This is a genomic window from Scytonema sp. HK-05 (genome assembly GCF_963872035.1).
In the GTDB taxonomy this organism is placed as follows: domain Bacteria; phylum Cyanobacteriota; class Cyanobacteriia; order Cyanobacteriales; family Nostocaceae; genus Kalymmatonema.
In genome coordinates, this window is sequence record NZ_CAWMYC010000025.1 from 1 (window position 1) to 19,334 (window position 19,334).

The window sequence follows — 19,334 nt, forward strand, 5'->3', positions numbered from 1 at the left end:
CTGTTTACCTTTAATCGGTTGGGCGAGATCTTCGCAGAAGATTTCAACGCTTGTTACACCGTGTTCTTTTATAATTGCTGGAGCTTGTTGTAGTCTGGTTTGAGCTATCTGTGCAAATTTTTGTAAGGTGTACCGTATGCTTGCTAACCCTCTGAGTTTCTCTACTGTTGCAGATGGGGTTTGGGTTTCCCCACCTCGCTTGCGATCGCCAGCCGAATATATGTCGCAGAAGCTGAAACCTGCTGCTTGTGCTTTAGTTTGTCCGCCTGAACCGCTAAAGACGGTGACACAATGTCCGCGTCGTTGGAGTTCGCGTCCAAGCGGAAACATTGTGTTCAAGTGACCAGTAGCCTCTAGACAGAGAATGCCAAAATGAGTCATTGCTTTAACCTCTCAATAGTCTATTGACAGGAACATCAACGGGTCATCACAACAAGCCCTATGAAGATGAAGCTTTAAGCAGCGATCAATCTGGCAGAGGCGATCGCTCCAATAAAGCGTTGCCCAAATTATACGATCAATGTCCCACGTATCATCTCTAGGGACATTGCCTCGCACAATACAAACCCACACGCGAGCTAATATTTTCTTTTTGTCCAAAGTCCAATACCCTTAAAGGGCGTTGGAAATGCAGGAAGTACGCAAAAGAATTGGAATAAAGTTTTAAGCTAAACGTGAGAAAGACTCCTCTTTAATTACAAGAGCAGGCAGAACTCAGAAGACATTGAATTGAAAATTGCTACGGATTAAGGGGTGCGACCCATCATTTATTGACTCAAATTAAGGGGGTGTGACCCATCATCAATCCAAATAATATTAAGGGGGTGTGACCCATCATTTATTGACTTCAATTAAGGGGTATCACCCCACAAACTTTACAATAAGATTAAGGAGAAAACCTAGCTATCAAAAGCTTTTTCGGTAATTTCAGCTATAATTAAAGCTACCCTCTACAAAAAAGGATTGGGCGAAACAAAAGAAAAAAACGTTTGACAAATTACCAAGTTGTGATGTTCTTGACATTTTTTCAAACAAATAAAAAACTTGCCAAAATGGCAACTCATCTATGAGTAATCTGATTAAATTAAAGAAGGTAAACGACTTCAAGGGTGTTGTTATCGGGGTGTATCACATACCAAATTAAATGTGATACACTTTCTACCAAAAAACCAAGGATACAAATAGAAAGTATATCTTTCAATGGTGTACTGACTAGTTGTGATAACAAAGAAATATCAATAATCAGGTTTACATTTGCCGCACCAGGAATGTTCAGCCCGTACGGGCGTTGTCCTTGACCTGCACATTAGCCCCCTAAATCATGGCAGCGTCTGTACATATTCCTGTCTCTTCAGCGGTAAATGCGAAGTGGGAGCGTGATAGCGTTTGGTATGCTAGCTCCCACTCTTTTTTTTTGTATATTTCATCAATTTTTTAATATTAGAAAAATCACTTATAGAGGGGTGTTACCCCACATTCAGCAATTCAAAACGAAACAATTCAGAGTAGGAAAGCATTTTCTCTGCTGACAGTATACAAATGAAATTTCTGGAAGCTTAATCTGTGCTCAAAAGAGTAACAAAACCAAGCCTTCGGCTACTTCCAAGGCAATGTATACTATAATTTCAGGTAATCCAGATAGAAGATAATGGGAGGTAAATAAAAGAGAAACTATTTTTATAAATCACTTATTTGTGCTGTTGGATGCAGTTTAAAAGATAAATAAAAAACTTGCCAAAATGGCAACTAAGCTATGAGTAATCTGGTTAAATTAAAGAAGGTAAACGACTTCAAGGGTGTTGTTATCGGGGTGTATCACATACCAAATTAAATGTGATACACTTTTTACCAAAAAACCAAGGATACAAATAGAAAGTATATCTTTCAATGGTGTACTGACTAGTTGTAATAACAAGGAAATATTAATAATCAGGTTTACATTTGCCGCACTAGGAATGTTCAGCCCGTACGGGCGTTGTCCTTGACCTGCACATTAGCCCCCTAAATCATGGCAGCGTCCGTACATATTCCTGTCTCTTCAGCGGTAAATGCAAGTGGGAGCGTGATAGCGTTTGGTATGCTTGCTCCCACTCTTTTTTTTCTTAATTGAGTTGTCATTAGGGTAATTTCGTGTTGTTGCGCTGCATGTACTCAGTCGTGGCAAGTGCAGCAAACAGATAATAAAAATTACGTTCTGGCACTATGGTTACTACATGAAGTTTGTAAATAGTTACCGGATATGCACGTGAGCGTAAGTATTAACTTATAAATTCGAGATTTACCTATAAAAACCAGTGAAACAGGATAATATACAGCAGATATCACACTTTATCGTTTTAGGAAGGGATGATAAAGATCAAAGCTACCTGATTTTGGAGTACAACGCGACACAAAAAAGCGAACCTGAAGTTTACTGGTGCCATGCTAATCAGCCTATAACAGTGGGAGACGTGGTTCGAGGTAAGTTGCTTGCTGCAAAGCATCCAAAGTTAACTGAGGATGATTTGCTGACCTTACAACATCAAGAACACTCTCTACCTACACTGCTGGTGGAGGAGTAGCCAAGAATAACTTATTATTAGGTTCATCGGTTCAAACCCTAGAGTTAAACAGCACTGATTTATAAAAATTATCAATAGGAACGTTGTGGAATAGCTAAAGACTGTTGACAATAAATATTAAATATGAAGGCAGTACATCCTTCTACCATGTATGGTGCGATCGCTTACGCGGCTGGCTGTCGAATACATATCGGGGCGCTGTATGTGGTATTTTATATAAAAGTGGTGGAAAGTAAACTGTATGAATCCCTATCAGGGATTGAAATGAAATAAAATATGTCACAACATACCTTTTCACCACCAGCAGACAAAAAACCCAGAAACAAGAAGGGCAAGTCACTTCCTCCAAAGCTGATAATTAGGTTGGGAAAGTTTGTCTGGACAACCATGTGGCAGATAATGATGTCGAAACTAGCTCCCAGCAATAAGTCGGGAGAGTACATTCGACCAAATAGCCAATTCCGAAACTTTATTGGGACTCAGTCCGGCAATCTATACCAACCAGCAATGGGGCGCTACAATCTCATCGTTGGGCTGGGTTGTCCTTGGGCACATCGTACTCTTGTTGTTCGGGCGCTCAAAGGGCTTGAAGAAGCAATATCGGTAACAATTGTGTCACCTTCTCCAATTGAAGGAGGTTGGGTGTTTAACCAGGAATATGAGGGTTGCGCTACGCTTGCTGAATTGTATGGGCAAGCAGAACCTGGCTACGGTGGACGCTTTACAGTTCCGGTGTTATGGGACAACCAGACAAAGAGTATTGTCAACAACGAGAGTGCGGAGATTATAGTGATGCTAAACTCCGAGTTGAACGAGTTTGCTAAAAACCCTACACTAGACCTCTACCCACAGGAACTTAAAGAAAAGATTGACTCATGGAATGAGAAGATTTACACAAGCGTGAATAACGGCGTGTATCGTTGCGGCTTTGCCCAGACACAGGAAGCATATGATCAAGTTTGTGATGAACTGTTCACCACGTTAGATGAAATTGATAGGGCGCTTCATACCAATCGATTCTTATGTGGAAACAGTGTGACACTGGCTGATGTGCGTTTGTTTACAACGTTATTCCGCTTTGATGCTGTGTACTACGGGCTTTTTAAGTGCAACCGCAGAAGAATTCAGGACTATCAGAACCTGGGACCTTACCTGCGTGATTTGTATCAACTTAAAGGTGTTGCTGACACGTGCGACTTGGAGAGTGTAAAACAGGACTACTACGGAAATTTGTTCCCGCTTAATCCTGGCGGTATTATTCCATCTGGTCCTGATCCGATGTTCCTAAAAGAACCGCATAATCGTGAGAATATAGCCAAGGAAGCAAATCCTGTATAAAAAACTTTTTATTCTGGTTTCAAGGTAGTCCTTAGAGTCACCGCGCAATCAGCCATCAAAGCCTCTCGCATCGCTTTTTCATCGCTAAAAGTCTGCTGTAAAAGCCGTCCCTCATAAACCAGATCGACTTCACTTTGTTGAAAAGGCCAAGGAGATACTGCTACTTGATGATAGTTATCTTTAACTTCTTGCAATGTGAGTTTGAGTGTAATTTCACCGTTGATTGTGGGTACCTGAGAAACCTGTGCTTCAGAAGTAAATCCTTGACATAAAATTATTGATAGTGCATCGCATGTAGCTACTAGCTTTTTATTATGTTCGATGACTTCTGATGTTGTGTAAGCTGTATAGTATGGGTCATTTTTCAGAAAACCAATAAGCTGTTCTTGGAAAGCATACTCACGCTTGAGGAAGTCCTGCACAATTTGAGAAGAAGTTTGTGAGTTCTGCCAGGTTGTAAATCTTTCATATAATCCTGTTCCATGAAGTGAGACCAGTAGTGCTACGTATCTACCCAGAGGAAGTGCAAGATGTTTAGCGCCAGACCAAATGTTTATATGCTCCTGTGTTGAAAGTTCCGTGAATTTATAGGGATAGCCAGTTTGCGGGTTCAGCGTGGGGGCTTGTTCCCAAAAAAGCCAACCAATATCATGTTGTTCCGCACCGAAACAAACTTCTTTTTTTGGAGCAAACTGACCAAAATGTTCATTTCCCCAAGCCTGTGCTAATTGACCTGAAAGCCAAGCGTGATTTGGTTGAGTGATGCAAATAAGTCCCTGTTTTGTTAAACGATGCAGCATGAGTCAAAATCTCAAAGCAATGTTCTGCTCTTTATTCTGAACTAATCGCCAAACAAAAAACCTATCCTAAATGAATGAAACAAGAGCTATTGAAATCTTCCATTAGGTACTTCTTACGGTGAGTGAGACACATTCTTTGAACCCGGATGCAAAGTCCTGGAAAATGTATATAAAACACTATGAAGCCTAAAACCCCAAATGGAAATTTGGTTATGTTCAAGCGACTTTTATTACTGTTGTGTTGTGCTATCGGCGGTACTGGTGCTGTTTTATTCTTCTTTTGGCAACAAGCAATTCAGCTACCTGCTGAACACATAAATCCATCAATAATAGCAAGTCCACCTGCCATTACTGAGCAAACCCAAACCCAAATTCAACAATCACAACAGCAAGTATTGAGTAAAATTTTCGAGCATCTTAAAGACTCAAATGCTAAAGGTGAAGTCCAATTAGATGCTAATGAAGTTAATACGCTCATTGTTTCAGGAATTGCTAAAACGACTGATAAAAGTCCACTTGCTCAAGCAGTAGTCAGTACAAATACTCAAATTCAAGATGGTAAAATCTCCACAGGTGCAGTGATTGATTTAAGAACAATCTCTGTAAAAGAGTTGCCAGCACAAGAACAAGCGGCAATTTCTCAACTGGTATCGACTGTACCACTTTTAAAATACCGCCCCATATATATAGAGGTTGAAGGAAAACCTTCGATCCACAACAAACAAGTCACCTTGGATGACAAAACACGCGTTAAGCTTGGAAATCTTAGCTTTCCTCTCTCGGATATGTACCAGCGTTTTGGCATTTCCGAAGAAAGCGTAAAGCAACAAGTTTCCAAGGAATTGAAGAATCTACCCGTGGATGTAAAAGACGTTGAAGTTATGGGCGATCGCCTAGTCGTTCGTGGGCAGTGGCTACACGATAAGAAAACCTAAAGCGTTACGATTCCAAAGATACCAGAGATGGTCAAACTTTGCCTTTGAATATCTGCCAAATTTTGATTGTTTTGTCAGAACTACCACTCACAATAAACTCACCATCTGGGCTAATTGCAACAGAATTGACTGCTGCTGAATGTCCGTTCAGGGTTTGCAGCAATTCTCCAGTGTCTAAACGCCATATTTTAATCGTTTTATCAGCACTAGCGCTCACAAGAATTTGTCCAAACTCAGCTTCGCCGTAAGCATTGCTTTTGTAGCGATCGCCTACCGTCTTTGGAAATACGCGAACAGGGCTGACAACGACAGATTTTACTTCATCTAAATGTCCCGTGAGCGTGTAGAATACGTCTCCCGTGTCCAAATGCCAAATTTTGATGGTTTTGTCTGCACTACCACTTATCAGGATTTGTCCATCAGGAGAAATGGCTATTGCTTTCACCTCCCCTAAATGTCCACTTAAGGTGCGTAATGGTTCGCCTGTACGTGGGTCCCATAACCTAATCTTATGATCACTGCTACCACTGGCGAGGATTGTACCATCTGGGCTGATAGCGGCGGCATAAACTGCGGATGAATGCCAAAGGGTGCAAATGCGATCGCCTTTGTGCAAATTCCAAATCTTGATTTTGTTACTACCGCTAGCGACAATTTGTCCATCTGGGCTGATAACTACAAAGTTAACAGGTTTTTGATGCCCTAAAAGAGTATGCAGTAGTTTACCAGTACCTAGACGCCATACTTTGACGTTGCTTCTAGGGGTATCGCAGCTTCCAACAGCGAGCAAATTTCCATCAGCGCTAATAGCCACGGATGAAACTTCTCCTATATTTTCAGTTAAAGTGCGGATAACTTTGCCTGTGCTGAGATTCCAAAGCTTAATCGTTTTATCTGCACACCCACTCACCAAAGTTTCCCCATCTGGGCTAATAGCTACAGATGTCACTTTATCAGCGTGCCCAGTGAGAGTGTGGTACAGATAAGCGTATTCGTCTTGGCGTTTGTGTTTCAGGTTGGCGATCGCATGCAAAAGTTTTTCAACATAACTCATACTGTGACTATCGCCGGCTGCTGCAAAATATTCTCTTAACTTTTCGACATATTCCTCATCTTCTATTCTCAAAGCTGATTGCATCGCCCTTAATGGATGGCTTCCTTGCTGCTGAGTAACTTGACGTAGTTGCAACCATGTGTTAATTGAGTAATCTACCTGTTCCTTTGCCCACGTCTCATTAGGTAAATGTGAGAAACTTTGAGCTAATTCCAACGCCAACTCAGGAATCCAGTAACGGCGCTCCATTTCTAGAGCTTGGTAGAGTTGTTTATATCCTGCGGCAATTGCTTGCAGTGATTTGAAGTCAAGAGCATTTGTGAGCAAGTTCGGCAGCAACTCAGGTAACAGAGGTGGCACATCATGATGAACCAAGTGATATGCATCCGCTACCCAACCCGCAGCGAGACTATGATATGTAATCAAAATTTGGCAAAGTTGTTCAACATCCTGACGATTGATTTGGTATTCTAAGGATAGCTTACTGATGTCAATTCCCTTTTCTTTCCATTTCTCCGACTTTTCTAGAATTGCCAAGTTGAAAACATTTTCTCTACCAATGTTATTAATTTCCTCTAAATTTTCTCCTAGCGTGATAAGTTCGTCTCTAATTGCTTTCCATTCTAAAGCACGACTTTTTGCTGATTCATAAACAATTTCCTTGTAGGGTAATTTATAAATTGTTTTATAGTAATAATTATCTTGTCCTATTCCCCAATAACCAATACGGAAATTTAGATAATCTCCATCAGCTTCTGTCTCCAGAATTAAAACGGGCTCTGTTTTCAACATTCCAAACAGAGCCTTGATACTTGATTCACTATGAAAACGCTTACTATCCCAAGCTCCTGCTAAAAACTCTGTCGGTCTTACGGGATTGTGTAGAGAGTAATGCTTGTTGAGAAACTCCCGTAAACCTTCAGCTAACATAAACTCGAGGTCTGAAATTTCTTCTCCTGTACTATCAAATTTATCAAACTTTACTTTCGGAGGAGCCAGAAAAATTTTTAGCGGAGTGCGTTGATGACTAATGTGAGACTCTAAAATTTGTGAAGGCGATAATCGTAAAGGCCAGCTTTCAAAAATTTTATGAACTTCTGGTACTTTGAGTGCTGTTTCTCGCTGATGCGTTGCTATTTGTAATTGTGTTTTATGATAGTAAAAAGCTGATTCCTGTTGCTGAATTTTTTCTTTATCAAATCCTCCTGCATAAGTTATGGTCTGAGTTGAACCGTTAACAGATTGGATAAATTCTTGAATATGTTCCGGTGGTTGGTATTTTTCTATAGCTGGACGTTCTTCATTTCTCTTTTCTACGAGAGTTGCAATGATCGGTGCCAACTCTAATACCAGTTGAATAAGTAATTTTACTCCTTGTTCCATAAAAAGACGCCTGCCAAGCCAATACAATTAACTGTGTTTAATATTTATTTCGATGATAGCTTTATTTTTTGTAAAAGCCTGCTATCAATCCAGGAAGTGCAGATATCAGCTATCCTACTACTTGCTGGCATCTCTCTTTATAAACAAACAAAGAATATGCAAGAAATGATAAAAAAACAACTTATTAATATATTCTCAGGAAAAATAATAGTTAAAACAAGTTAAAAAAATACAAAAATTGACAGAACAAGCTAATCAAGAATTTATCTCATCACTGAATCATTTTTCTATAAATAAGGTAAAAAGAGAAGAAAACACCTCAATTAGCTTTCTAAAAAATTATCTAACCCTTTTCTCCTAGTTTGGTTCGCGTTTATAATGCGCCAACCACTCTTTCGTTTCCACATCCTGTGAAAAGTCATAGCGATTCAAAAAATGTTTGCGACAGATACCCCACCCGCGAAGAGAGCGCACCCCCCTCTGTCCCCCCGATGCCTTGGGGAGCCACAAAGAGTGCGGGGGTTCCCCCCGCCCTTGAGAAGTGGCGTGGGATGAAAGGGAGGTGGGAGGGTTAGGGAGGGGTTTTATCCATGTGTTGCATTCTTTTTTCAAATTGGTATCAGGCGATCGCACTGCTTCTGTTGCAAAAAAATTTTCAGTTGCAATAACCTAAACAATAAAAATAAACACTTATAAAAAACGAACAACCTCACCCGCCTACGGCACCCTCTCCGCCAGGAAGGAGAGGGTTGGGGTGAGGTAAAGCAGAAATTAGAAGTAATTAAGCGGACATGATATCACGCCTTCGTTTGCTTAACCAAGTCTTGCTCGATAGTCTTCATAGGAAAACTGCCGCCAAAGCTCGAATGTGTCATCTTTCCTAAGCACGCCGATTGATGGATGCACCACTCCGTTAAACATAGTCGTTTTCACCATCGTGTAGTGCATCATATCTTCAAAAATAATGCGATCGCCGACCGACAAGTCGTAAGAGAAGGCATAATCACCGAGAAAATCCCCTGCTAAACAACTTGAGCCACCCATGCGATACACTTTCTCTCCCTTCTGTGGTTCATGTGCTCCCCTAATAACAGGCTTGTAGGGCATTTCTAGACAATCAGGCATATGAGCAGTAAACGATACATCCAAAATGACATTCGTCAGATCAGAGGTGGGAAGTATATCTTGAACAGACGAGAGCAAAAATCCTGTTTCCCAAACGATTGCAGAACCCGGTTCAAGGATGAGTTCAATGTGAGGGTAACGATTATGAAACGCCCTGAGGACATCAATCGCGTGTGATATATCATACCCTTTATCAGTCATCAAGTGACCACCGCCAAGATTAAGCCACTTTAGCTCCGGCAGAAAATGCCCGAAAAAGCGTTCTATATGTAAGAGGGTTTTTTCCAACGCATAGGAATCGCTCTCGCATAAGTTGTGAGACAAGAAACCGTCTACTCCCTGGGGCAATAAATTACCAAGATGCTCTGGAGAAAGACCAAGACGCGTAGATGGTTGACAAGGATTATATAGCGCGGTCTCAACCGGTGAATACTGCGGGTTAATCCGAAGTCCTACTGATGGTGGAGAAGGCGATCGTTCAATCAGTGGTCTAAATCGTTCCCACTGACTTATGGAGTTAAATGTTACATGGGAAGCATAGCCGAGAATCGAAGGCATATCCTGCTCACGGTAGGCAGGAGAATACACATGAAGCTCCCCTCCAAATTCCTCCGCAGCGAGTTGCGCTTCCCAAACCGAGCTTGCGGAAGCACCATGAAGTGTCTTTCGTATCAATGGAAAGGTATGAAAGAGGGAGAATGCCTTGAAAGCGAGGAGTACTCGTACAGGCGCTTCTCGCTGCACTCGTTCAAAAACCGCAAGGTTTTGCTCAAGACGCGCTTCTTCCAACACGAAACAAGGTGATGGAATGGTCTCTAAAACTACGTCGCGAATCTGCCTCATCTTTAGTTCTCCTCAAACGGTGATGGCTGATCGATCACCTCATGCCATGGAAGACCAAGAGTCCCAAGCACCTTCATAAACGGGTCGGGATCGCATTGCTCAACATTAAACACTCCCGGCTTTTTCCACATTCCATTAATTACCATCAGCGCACCGACTACCGCAGGAACACCTGTCGTGTAAGAAATCGCTTGCGATCCAACTTCTCGATATGCTTCGGCATGGTCACAGTTATTGTACACGTAGTACCTGCGCTCTTTTCCGTCCTTCACTCCACGAATATGACAGCCAATCGATGTCTGTCCTGTATAATCCTCCGCAAGAGATGAGGGATCTGGAAGCAGAGCTTTGAGGAACTTTAACGGCACTACCTTCGTTCCCTCATAATCAACCGGATCAATGCGCGTCATCCCAACATTCTCAAGTACTTGAAGATGGGTGATATAGTTCTGTGAAAACGTCATCCAAAAACGCGCTCTCTTAAGCGTTGGAATATGTTTTACAAGGGATTCAAGCTCTTCATGATAGAGAAGATAGGACTCTTTGTCACCTATTTCCGGGTAAGGGACTGGACGATGAATCGAAAGAGGAGGCACCTCTACCCACACGCCATTCTCATAATATCGACCCTTTTGCGTAATTTCGCGGATGTTGATTTCAGGGTTAAAATTCGTGGCAAATGCCATATTATGGTTTCCGGCGTTGCAATCAACAATGTCAAGGTAGTGAATCTCATCAAAATAGTGCTTGAGCGCATAGGCAGTGAAGACTCCCGTCACTCCAGGGTCAAAACCACATCCCAGAATAGCGGTAATTCCAGCGTTTTTGTAGCGATCGTGATATTTCCACTGCCAACTATATTCAAATTTTGCCTCGTTAGGAGGCTCGTAGTTTGCGGTGTCGAGATAGTCCACTCCTACCTCAAGACACGCATCCATCAGCACTAAATCTTGATACGGAAGTGCCACATTGATGAGAATATCAGGGCGAAACTCTTTGAGAAGTTTGACTGTATTATTCACATCATCTGCATCAAGCGCAGCTGTCTTCACTTTTGGTGAGCCAACACTTTTAGCAATGCGATCGCATTTCTCGATTGTCCGACTCGCCAGAAGAATTTCTGAAAACTCTTCTTGTGCAGCGCATTTGTGTACTACGACGTTCCCTACCCCACCAGCTCCAACTATCATCACCCGTGCCATGCTCCCTCCTTGAAGAAGTAACTTTTACATTCCCTCTGAAACGCTCAATTTTCGTATCGTAAGTTAAATCATTCTCCCCATCCTCATCCTCTACTAGGGTGAGTCTTTACTTCTAATTTGGGAGAGAGATAAGAAGTTAATGGATTGAGTAACAGTTGCGTTTCTTGTTGACCAAATTTCCCCATTTCAGCCATTATTTGCTATTTCCAGTAACGAACACAACAAATACGCGAGTTGCATAACGATTGTGGGAAACCGCCGTTTTATTAACATTTTAAAAGTCAATTTCAACACTACAGTTATTTACTTTATAAAGCAATATTTTTTAAGTAAAATTACAAATTTACCCTCAACGTGTAAACATCCGGTATCCTGAGCCACTTCATCAAATACGGAAACATCTACCTCATTAATGGTCAGACGACGGCTTAATTTTTACTACCTTCGACTTTTAAAACATCGTCTCAGGTGTCTGGAACGCTAAGTTCCAGACACCCTTATAACACAATACGGTTCAGTTATGGGCTATTTGTGATCATTTCATGGGTGTAGAGACGTAACATGGTACGTCTCTACATAGGTTATACGTGACAAACCATCTTATCTGAACGGTATTGCCTCATAACAGCTAAATTTCTCGTGTGAAAGTGCCTGCGCTTGCGCTTAACTCTCTTTTCTCCTACTCTGTGCTCTCTGTATCTCAAGTGGTTAATTCAATCAAAACCTTTTTCACAAATCACATAGGATTGCCATACAGAGAAAAATTAGAACCTTACACCCAGTTGTCCGTTGACTCCTCGAACAGAATTATAACCAACACCAACGAAAACGTTATCGCTAGCGCCCACTTGAACCCCGCCTGAAAAAGCAACACCTTTATCTGCTGAATAGTATCCCAGTCCCACATATGGTGAAATTACGGGTAAACTAATAAATTTTAGTACATCTACACCTGTCGAGCCGTCAGGACCAAATCCTAACTCCGCCCCCAAATTTAAGGCTCTTGCACCCACAGAATAAGTAATATCACCTTCTTGACTACCAACTGACACCCAAGGTTGCGGTACTATCTGAGCATGAGCACTTTGTGGGGTAAGTAAAGATAACAAACTTAGTGATGCGAACAGTGTTTTCGCAATAAAGGCATTTTTCACGTTCTACTCCTTCACTACCTGCAACATTGTAATTTTTTTACCTGAACGACCACGGGAAAAAACAGACTACGTAGATAGATAGCAACAGAATTTACTGCTGCTGAATTTCCAAGAAGTATTTGCAGCAGTTTGCCCGTCATATGTTGACTGCTGTTAACCGAGGTTTGTTCAGTATGACTGATAGTGACGAAATTATCCTGGCTTAAGTGCCCCCTTTAAGCATTCGATTGAGTCGGTTTTCCGAAAAACTCATGTGAAGTGGTGATTTGTCTTAATGTTTGTTTATAGCCTTAGTTTGCACAGCACTAAAGCCAAGTATGAATAATTACTTAGACGAACTCAAAAGCTATCTGGATGAACAAGGACGTGTGAAAGAATGGCCCTCCAAACGGAACAAGGGAAAGTTCCAAAAGTTGGTGTTGGAGTATTTAGCGTCAAATTTTGAGGTTGATGTCATTTACACAGAAAAACAGGTGAATGCACTACTAAATCAACACCACACTTTTGGTGATCCCGCAATGTTGCGACGAGAATTATTTGAGAGAGGGTTTATTGACAGAAAGCGGGACGGTTCCGCTTACTGGTGTAAGATTCAAATCTAAGATTTAAAATTGACGTGACCAATCCTTCGGCCAGCGTTCTACTACGACTTTAGTTTGGGTAAAAAACTCTACCGCGTGATTGCTTTGACCGTGCAAGTCTCCAAAAAAGCTTTCTTTCCAGCCGCTAAAAGGGAAAAACGCCATTGGTGCAGCAACACCGATATTGATGCCAATATTACCAGCCTCAGCTTCGTAGCGGAACTTACGTGCAGCAGCGCCACTGTTGGTGAACAAACAAGCCATGTTGCCGTATTGACAGCTGTTGACTAAGGCGATCGCCTGGTCAATAGTATCTAAATGTATCAAACTCAGCACTGGACCAAAAATTTCTGTACTGGCGATTTCACCAGCAGGATCAACATTTTGCAAAATCGTGGGACGGATAAAATGACCCTTTTCATAACCAGATATATTAGGATTTCGCCCATCTACCAACACCGTCGCCCCTTCATCTGCCCCTTTTTGAATTAAATCCTCAATTCGTGTCTTACTCTCGGTTGTAATAACTGGTCCCATTTCTACACTTTGGTCTAAACCATTACCGACAACGCGCTTTTTGGCAGTCTCAGCAATAGCTTCTGTAAACGTCCGACGCGCTTCTCCCACAGTCACAGCTATTGAAGCAGCAAGACAACGTTGTCCCGCACAACCGAAAGCACTATCAGCAGCAATGCGTGTCGTCATCTCAAAATCTGCATCTGGCAAAACAATCAACGGATTTTTCGCACCGCCTTGGCATTGGACACGTTTGCCATTAGCTGCTGCCCTACTATATATATATTTAGCCACTGGTGTAGAGCCAACAAAGCTAATCGCTCGAATTTGTGGATGATCTAAAATTGCATCTACAGCTTCTTTGGCACCATTGACTAAATTAATCACACCTTTGGGCAATCCAGTCTTTTCTAACAACTGGAAGACTTTTTGCATTGTCAGCGGTACTTTTTCCGAGGGTTTGACAATGTATGTGTTGCCACAAGCAAGGGCATAAGGCATAAACCAAAACGGAATCATTCCTGGAAAATTAAACGGGGCGATCGCCGCAGCAACTCCCAAAGGTTGCCGAATCATCATTTCATCAATGCCCTTAGCAACGTCTTCCAGGATAGTTCCCTGCATCATCATAGGAATACCACAGGCAACTTCCACATTTTCAATAGCGCGCCGCATCTCACCTGTGGACTCTGCCAAAGTCTTCCCACATTCCAGCGTAATCGTGCGAGCCAAATCCTCTAAATTCTCTTCTAACAGATTTTTAAGTTTAAATAAATACTGCACTCGTTCCGTGGGTGGAGTGCGTCGCCAACTCACGAAAGCGTCTGCTGCTGCTTGGGCAGCTTGGTTTACCTCAGAAGCTGGCGATAGTGGTACTTTAGCCAGTACCTCTGTTGTCGCTGGGTTGATAACATCCAAGTATTCTGTAGCGCTAGATGTACACCACTGACCATTAATGTAGTTGGATAATGTCATCACTTTTTCCATGAGTCGAACATTAAACCTGCAGAGGATAAATGCAGGAATTATGAATATCGTAGGGGCAAAGAGCAAGATATTGCTATGGATAACAGTGGATTAGAGGAATGTAGTAGGTAACACGCTATGTCAAAGCCGAAGATTCTACAGGAGAATACAAATTACTCATTTCGTTCCTACTTTGAGTTACCCAACGACACAGATGAAGTTTTGGCAGAGTTTGGTTATGTTTTTGCCCGCACTCGGTTGCAACTTCCCAAGACGAACCGTCAATTGGAACGCCTAACAGAACTACACCAGCAGATAGAAGAAACTATTCCTTATGTCACTCTCAGTAGTGAACCAGCAAAACGAGAAATTTTGATTGCCCCTTCATTAAACCTGTAAAAATCTGGTCAACCGTCGTAATTTCGGCGCTTTGGGCAGTCGGTTTTTTGGTATATATTTGCAATAAAGCGCCGAAATTGCACTCATAGTGGACACTAAATGGTACGTTTTCTCATACGGTTGCCCAGATTTTTCTAGATTTGCCCCAACCCCTAAAATCTACAAATTTGTCAAAAACCAGCGCGTTATTTTTATTTTCCCAAACTTAATCACAATTTCTTAAGAAATTGTGATTGTACCTCAATTTTTCTAACTAAAGAGTGATATGCTAAATCTATCCACAGAGGGATGAGAAAACAACAAATTTCGTGTGGAATCAGTTAACCTACACAGAGGAACATCATGGCTAACCAAATGGTACTCATATCAAAATGCCTGCTTTTAGACGAACAAGTTCCTCAGAACATAAAAAGTTCTATTTTTTCTACATTCAACTTGTATGCTCGGCTAAGGTATACAGTAGAGCAAAAACTCGAAGACCTTCAGTCACTAAACCTAAATCTTTTTGGTGAAGCAGAGTATTATGCCTGCGAAAATTTGAACGATAATATTCTGAAGGATTTAGAATTTAATCGTTTTGACTCATTTCCAGAGTATGTTCGTGAATATGCTACTGACGATTGTCAAGGACTTAACTATACTAGGTCAATTACTCGAATCAAAACAGCAATCGAGGAACTAAAAAAATTATTTGTAATTGTTGTTGAGCGTATTCCTGCTTTCAGCACTCTTACCAAGTTGAGTGAATCTGAATTAGAAATTCTGCGTAAAAGATTGTTTGCTTTAGTAGAGCAGATTGAAAAAGACTATTCATTGGTGGGAGTACTGTACAAACCAGTTAGTCACAACCCATCTATAACGAACGTTCAAACTAGATCAAAACTAGCAGCATAATCATAGTTTTATCATCAATTTTTGGGGAGAAAGCACTTTTTGAAAAGTTTACGCCATCTTAGTTTCAGCCTTAGTACTATTTGCGATCGCCTCCCAATAAGTTCGTACTTTGCGTCTACGCACCTTCATAATTTCAAACTATGAAGGCGCAAAGGACACGAAGAAAGATATTGCTTGCTACATTCTCTCTAGAACCTCAATTCCCAGCAACGAGAGTCCCAGCTTCAGAGTTCTAGCTGTTAAATCACATAGCACCAGTCGCGATGTTCGCACAGGTTCCTCAGCTTTAAGAACAGGGCAATTTTCGTAGAACTTGTTAAATTTATCGCTCAGCTGATACAAATACTCGCACAAGCGATTAGGCAGCAAATCTTTTTCAACTTCACTAATAACTTCATCCAGTTGTAACAAGTGCTTTGCCAGAGTTAATTCTGTTTCTTCCCGCAGGATAATTTCGGCATTTGCTCCCAGCTTTTTATAGTCAATGTTACCTTCACGACTAATGCCTTGAGTTCTAACATAAGCATAGAGCATATAAGGGGCAGTGTTGCCTTTGAGTGCTAGCATCTTTTCGTAGCTAAAGATGTAGTCGCTGGTGCGGTTTTGGCTTAAATCAGCGTATTTAACCGCACTGATGCCAATGATCTGGGCAACATTGCTGATGAACTCTTGCGTTTCTTCGCGCTCTTCTTCTTTTATTCTGTTTTCTATGTCTGCACGAGCATGGGCGATCGCACCATTCAACAATTCCCGCAACAGCACAGCTTCCCCAGAACGAGTTTTCAGCTTTTGACCATCTTCACTCAGCACCAAACCAAAGGGAGCGTGAACAAATTCTACATCGTCCGTAATCCAACCAGCCTTTCTTCCTACCTGAAAAATTTGGGTAAAGTGATTTTTCTGTTCTGCACCAACTGGGTAAATCACCCGTTGCACCTTATCTACTTGCACTCGGTAGCGGATTGCTGCTAAATCTGTAGCGGCGTAGTTATAACCTCCATCTGACTTTTTAACAATTAGGGGTAACGGTTCACCTTCTCTGTTAGTAAATCCCTCAAGGAAGACGCACTTTGCGCCTTGGCTCTCTACTAACAGACCTAGTTTATCCAATTCTTCTACGACTTCAGGCAGCAAAGCATTATAAAATGACTCACCCCGTTCAATAAAAGGAGCAATCCCCAGCAAATCGTAAATAACTTGATATGCTCTACTGGAAAGTTGACAAACTATCTTCCATGCCAGCAGTGTTTTTTCATCCCCTGCTTGTAGTTTTACCACAGCTAGACGAGCTGCTTCCTGAAATTGCTTATCTGCATCAAACCGTTTTTTTGCCTGACGGTAAAACGAAGACAAGTCACCTAAATTTAAAGTCTCATTGGTGGTCAAAGCTTCTGGGTATGCTTCTTCTAGATATGCAATGAGCATTCCAAACGGCGTTCCCCAGTCTCCTACATGGCTAATCCGTTGAACTTCATGACCAACAAATTCTACAATTCGGGAAAGGCAATCTCCAATCACTGCTGGACGCAAATGCCCTACGTGCATTTCTTTAGCAATATTGGGGCTGGGGTAATCTACAATCACCCGCTTGGGATTTTTGGTTGGTGCTATTCCTAATCTTGGATCTGTTTGGATTGCCTTGAGTTGTGCTTCCAGGTATTCTGTTTTCAGCTTCAGATTGATAAAACCAGGACCAGCAACTTCTGGGGTTTTGCAAATTTCCGATACATCAACTTTATCAACGATTTGTTGTGCGATCGCCCTTGGTTGCTGTCCTAACTGTTTTGCTAAAGGTAAAGCAACATTTGCTTGATAATCACCAAATTTAGGATTGCTAGCAGAAACCAAAATTGGGTCTACTCCAGCATAGTCTGCGCCAAAAGCCGCCCCCAAAGCTTCCTGCAATTTAACTCTTAGTTGTTCTTGTGTAGCTTGCATAAGTTTTTATCTAAATTATAAATATCTCAAAACGGTACAGTTTTTGTTAGTTTATCCTTATATAGCAATCCTAAATCAGTTGTGAAATTCTCTCTTGTGTGTTTTCTTGGCGTCCTTGGCGTCTTGGCGGTTGATAATTTTCATAAATCCAATAAGACTGTTATGGATTTGTGGAACCTAACATAACTTGCCAAAGTATACTTCTCGTGGAGAAAGTCCTGCTTGCAATCTTAAAGTAGTTTGGAACTTTTCTTGTGCAGCATCCTGCAAAGCTTCTACTTGCTCATGGTTGGTGTTGCTTGGAATTTGGTCAAGTTCAAAGTACTCAACATCATCAGCTTCATCACTACACCTTAAACTTCCTCCCACAACACGACAGACGAACCCAAACGCCACTTCATTCTGATCTGGTCGCGAGTATACACCTAGTAACTGCTCGACTTCTACCACAAGACCAACTTCTTCCTCAACTTCTCTAGCGACAGCCACCCATGGAGTTTCGCCTTCTTCCATTGCTCCACTGGGTAAGTTCCACAAATCGATGTCAGTCCTATGGCAAAGCAACACTCTCTGTGCAGAGTCAAAGATAACAGCAAAAACGCCAATAATAAAGAGATGTTTGCTTAACAACCTGAGTTTCTCCTACCCACTGAGCTTCATACTTAAATCCAACCAAGAGGATTGAGTAATCGGCGCACTACTGGAAATATAGTCTACACCCGTCTCGGCTACAGCACGGATTGTTTCTAAAGTAATGTTGCCAGAAGCTTCGATTTTAACGCGGCTACCATGCTGGCGAATCATCTGCACCGCCTCATGCATCATGGCGAGAGGCATATTGTCCAACATAATAATGTCAGCGTTATGCTGCAAAGCTTCTTTCACCTGGTCTAAACTTTCCGTTTCTACTTCAATCGTTAAGGGATAAGGAATATATTGGCGAATGCGGGAAATTGCTTTGCCAATTCCCCCAGCCGCAGCAATGTGATTGTCTTTAATCATGACTGCATCATCCAGCCCCATTCGGTGATTTACCGCTCCTCCCACGGTAGTTGCGTACTTTTCCAATAGTCTCAGCCCTGGTGTGGTTTTGCGCGTATCCACTAATTTTGTGGGTAACTCAGCAATTTGCTCTATATATTTCTTAGTTAGCGTGGCGATGCCACTTAGGCGCATAACTATATTAAGAGCAACCCTTTCTCCCGTTAGTAGTGCATCCAATGGACCATCCATTTCAGCTACCACTTCTCCCGACTGGCAAGAACTCCCCTCACCCACAACAGCCACAAAGCTGACTTTTTCATTCAAAAGCTGAAATACCCTTGCCGCGACTGGTAAACCGGCTATGACCCCAGGCGCTTTCGCTAGCCACTTCGCTTGTCCTACTTCTTGACTTATTAGGGCACCTGTTGTGCGATCGCCCCGACCAATATCCTCCAACAACCAATTACGCAACAGTGGATCTATGACAAGCCTTGGCGGCAAAACACCAAAATTGCTCACAACTTTATCGCTTCCTTCACGATTTTCAGAATTACTATACCCTAAAGTCTATACAACGTAGGGCTTTGAGGAATCTTTCAACTTTTTTTGGAAATTTTTTGAAAAAGGAGTTGACAATCCAGGAGTGGGTGGATATATTAAA

At 41.8% G+C, this 19,334-nt stretch carries 16 protein-coding genes and 1 pseudogene; 7 read left to right on the forward strand and 10 right to left on the reverse strand.

All coding sequences use genetic code 11. The features are described 5' to 3' along the window. A pseudogene (locus AACT52_RS05305) lies at positions 1-381 on the reverse strand (glycosyl transferase family 1); the annotation flags it as partial. 1,913 nt (positions 382-2,294) lie between these two features. Here AACT52_RS05305 and AACT52_RS05310 point away from each other — a divergent pair. The 3 genes from AACT52_RS05310 to AACT52_RS05320 all read left to right on the forward strand — a co-directional run bounded on the left by AACT52_RS05310 (position 2,295) and on the right by AACT52_RS05320 (position 3,899). Next, complete coding sequence (locus tag AACT52_RS05310) at positions 2,295-2,561, forward strand: hypothetical protein (RefSeq protein ID WP_073636242.1); 267 nt, start codon at positions 2,295-2,297, stop codon at positions 2,559-2,561. 123 nt (positions 2,562-2,684) lie between these two features. Then, positions 2,685-2,834 carry a hypothetical protein gene (locus AACT52_RS05315; RefSeq protein ID WP_158054999.1) on the forward strand — a complete coding sequence of 50 codons (150 nt, stop codon included), beginning with the start codon at positions 2,685-2,687 and terminating at the stop codon, positions 2,832-2,834. 3 nt (positions 2,835-2,837) lie between these two features. Continuing rightward, complete coding sequence (locus tag AACT52_RS05320) at positions 2,838-3,899, forward strand: glutathione S-transferase family protein (RefSeq protein ID WP_073636243.1); 1,062 nt, start codon at positions 2,838-2,840, stop codon at positions 3,897-3,899. Positions 3,900-3,907: 8 nt separating this feature from the next. Here the strand turns inward: AACT52_RS05320 and AACT52_RS05325 are convergent, their stop codons facing one another. Then, the gene (locus AACT52_RS05325; RefSeq protein WP_073636244.1) at positions 3,908-4,699 is read right to left on the reverse strand and encodes a DUF3891 family protein; all 792 of its coding nucleotides are present in this window, start codon (positions 4,697-4,699) and stop codon (positions 3,908-3,910) included. 212 nt (positions 4,700-4,911) lie between these two features. On the opposite strand from AACT52_RS05325, the gene AACT52_RS05330 reads away from it, so the two are divergent. Then, positions 4,912-5,634, forward strand: coding sequence for a hypothetical protein (locus tag AACT52_RS05330; RefSeq protein WP_073636256.1), 723 nt, complete (start codon positions 4,912-4,914; stop codon positions 5,632-5,634). Positions 5,635-5,665: 31 nt separating this feature from the next. Here the strand turns inward: AACT52_RS05330 and AACT52_RS05335 are convergent, their stop codons facing one another. From AACT52_RS05335 to AACT52_RS05350, 4 genes are all read right to left on the reverse strand, one after another. After that, on the reverse strand, positions 5,666-8,071 hold the full coding sequence (locus AACT52_RS05335) for a WD40 repeat domain-containing protein (protein WP_073636245.1): 2,406 nt from the start codon (positions 8,069-8,071) through the stop codon (positions 5,666-5,668). 813 nt (positions 8,072-8,884) lie between these two features. Next, complete coding sequence (gene nspC, locus AACT52_RS05340; protein ID WP_073636247.1) at positions 8,885-10,039, reverse strand: carboxynorspermidine decarboxylase; 1,155 nt, start codon at positions 10,037-10,039, stop codon at positions 8,885-8,887. A 2-nt stretch (positions 10,040-10,041) separates the two neighbouring features. Beyond that, positions 10,042-11,241, reverse strand: coding sequence for a saccharopine dehydrogenase family protein (locus AACT52_RS05345; RefSeq protein ID WP_073636248.1), 1,200 nt, complete (start codon positions 11,239-11,241; stop codon positions 10,042-10,044). Positions 11,242-12,005: 764 nt separating this feature from the next. Next, entirely contained in the window at positions 12,006-12,395 is a 390-nt protein-coding gene (locus AACT52_RS05350; protein WP_073636249.1) for a hypothetical protein, read from the reverse strand. Between the two features lie 317 nt (positions 12,396-12,712). Here AACT52_RS05350 and AACT52_RS05355 point away from each other — a divergent pair, with 317 nt between their 5' ends. Beyond that, complete coding sequence (locus AACT52_RS05355) at positions 12,713-12,997, forward strand: DUF2087 domain-containing protein (RefSeq protein WP_073636250.1); 285 nt, start codon at positions 12,713-12,715, stop codon at positions 12,995-12,997. A gap of 3 nt (positions 12,998-13,000) precedes the next feature. Here AACT52_RS05355 and AACT52_RS05360 read toward each other — a convergent pair whose 3' ends face one another. Beyond that, on the reverse strand, positions 13,001-14,479 hold the full coding sequence (locus AACT52_RS05360; RefSeq protein WP_073636251.1) for a CoA-acylating methylmalonate-semialdehyde dehydrogenase: 1,479 nt from the start codon (positions 14,477-14,479) through the stop codon (positions 13,001-13,003). A 117-nt stretch (positions 14,480-14,596) separates the two neighbouring features. On the opposite strand from AACT52_RS05360, the gene AACT52_RS05365 reads away from it, so the two are divergent. Together AACT52_RS05365 and AACT52_RS05370 are read left to right on the forward strand one after the other, a co-directional pair. Continuing rightward, positions 14,597-14,857, forward strand: coding sequence for a hypothetical protein (locus tag AACT52_RS05365; protein WP_233154226.1), 261 nt, complete (start codon positions 14,597-14,599; stop codon positions 14,855-14,857). A gap of 342 nt (positions 14,858-15,199) precedes the next feature. After that, positions 15,200-15,751, forward strand: coding sequence for a hypothetical protein (locus AACT52_RS05370; RefSeq protein ID WP_073636252.1), 552 nt, complete (start codon positions 15,200-15,202; stop codon positions 15,749-15,751). A gap of 177 nt (positions 15,752-15,928) precedes the next feature. On the opposite strand, the gene argS is transcribed toward AACT52_RS05370, so the two are convergent. From argS to nadC, 3 genes are all read right to left on the reverse strand, one after another. Next, the gene (gene argS / locus AACT52_RS05375) at positions 15,929-17,689 is read right to left on the reverse strand and encodes an arginine--tRNA ligase (protein WP_073636253.1); all 1,761 of its coding nucleotides are present in this window, start codon (positions 17,687-17,689) and stop codon (positions 15,929-15,931) included. A 177-nt stretch (positions 17,690-17,866) separates the two neighbouring features. Beyond that, complete coding sequence (locus AACT52_RS05380) at positions 17,867-18,319, reverse strand: NUDIX hydrolase (RefSeq protein WP_073636254.1); 453 nt, start codon at positions 18,317-18,319, stop codon at positions 17,867-17,869. A gap of 12 nt (positions 18,320-18,331) precedes the next feature. Beyond that, a complete protein-coding gene (gene nadC, locus AACT52_RS05385; RefSeq protein WP_073636255.1) occupies positions 18,332-19,192 on the reverse strand; it encodes a carboxylating nicotinate-nucleotide diphosphorylase in 861 nt (286 codons plus the stop codon). Positions 19,193-19,334 lie beyond the last annotated feature (142 nt).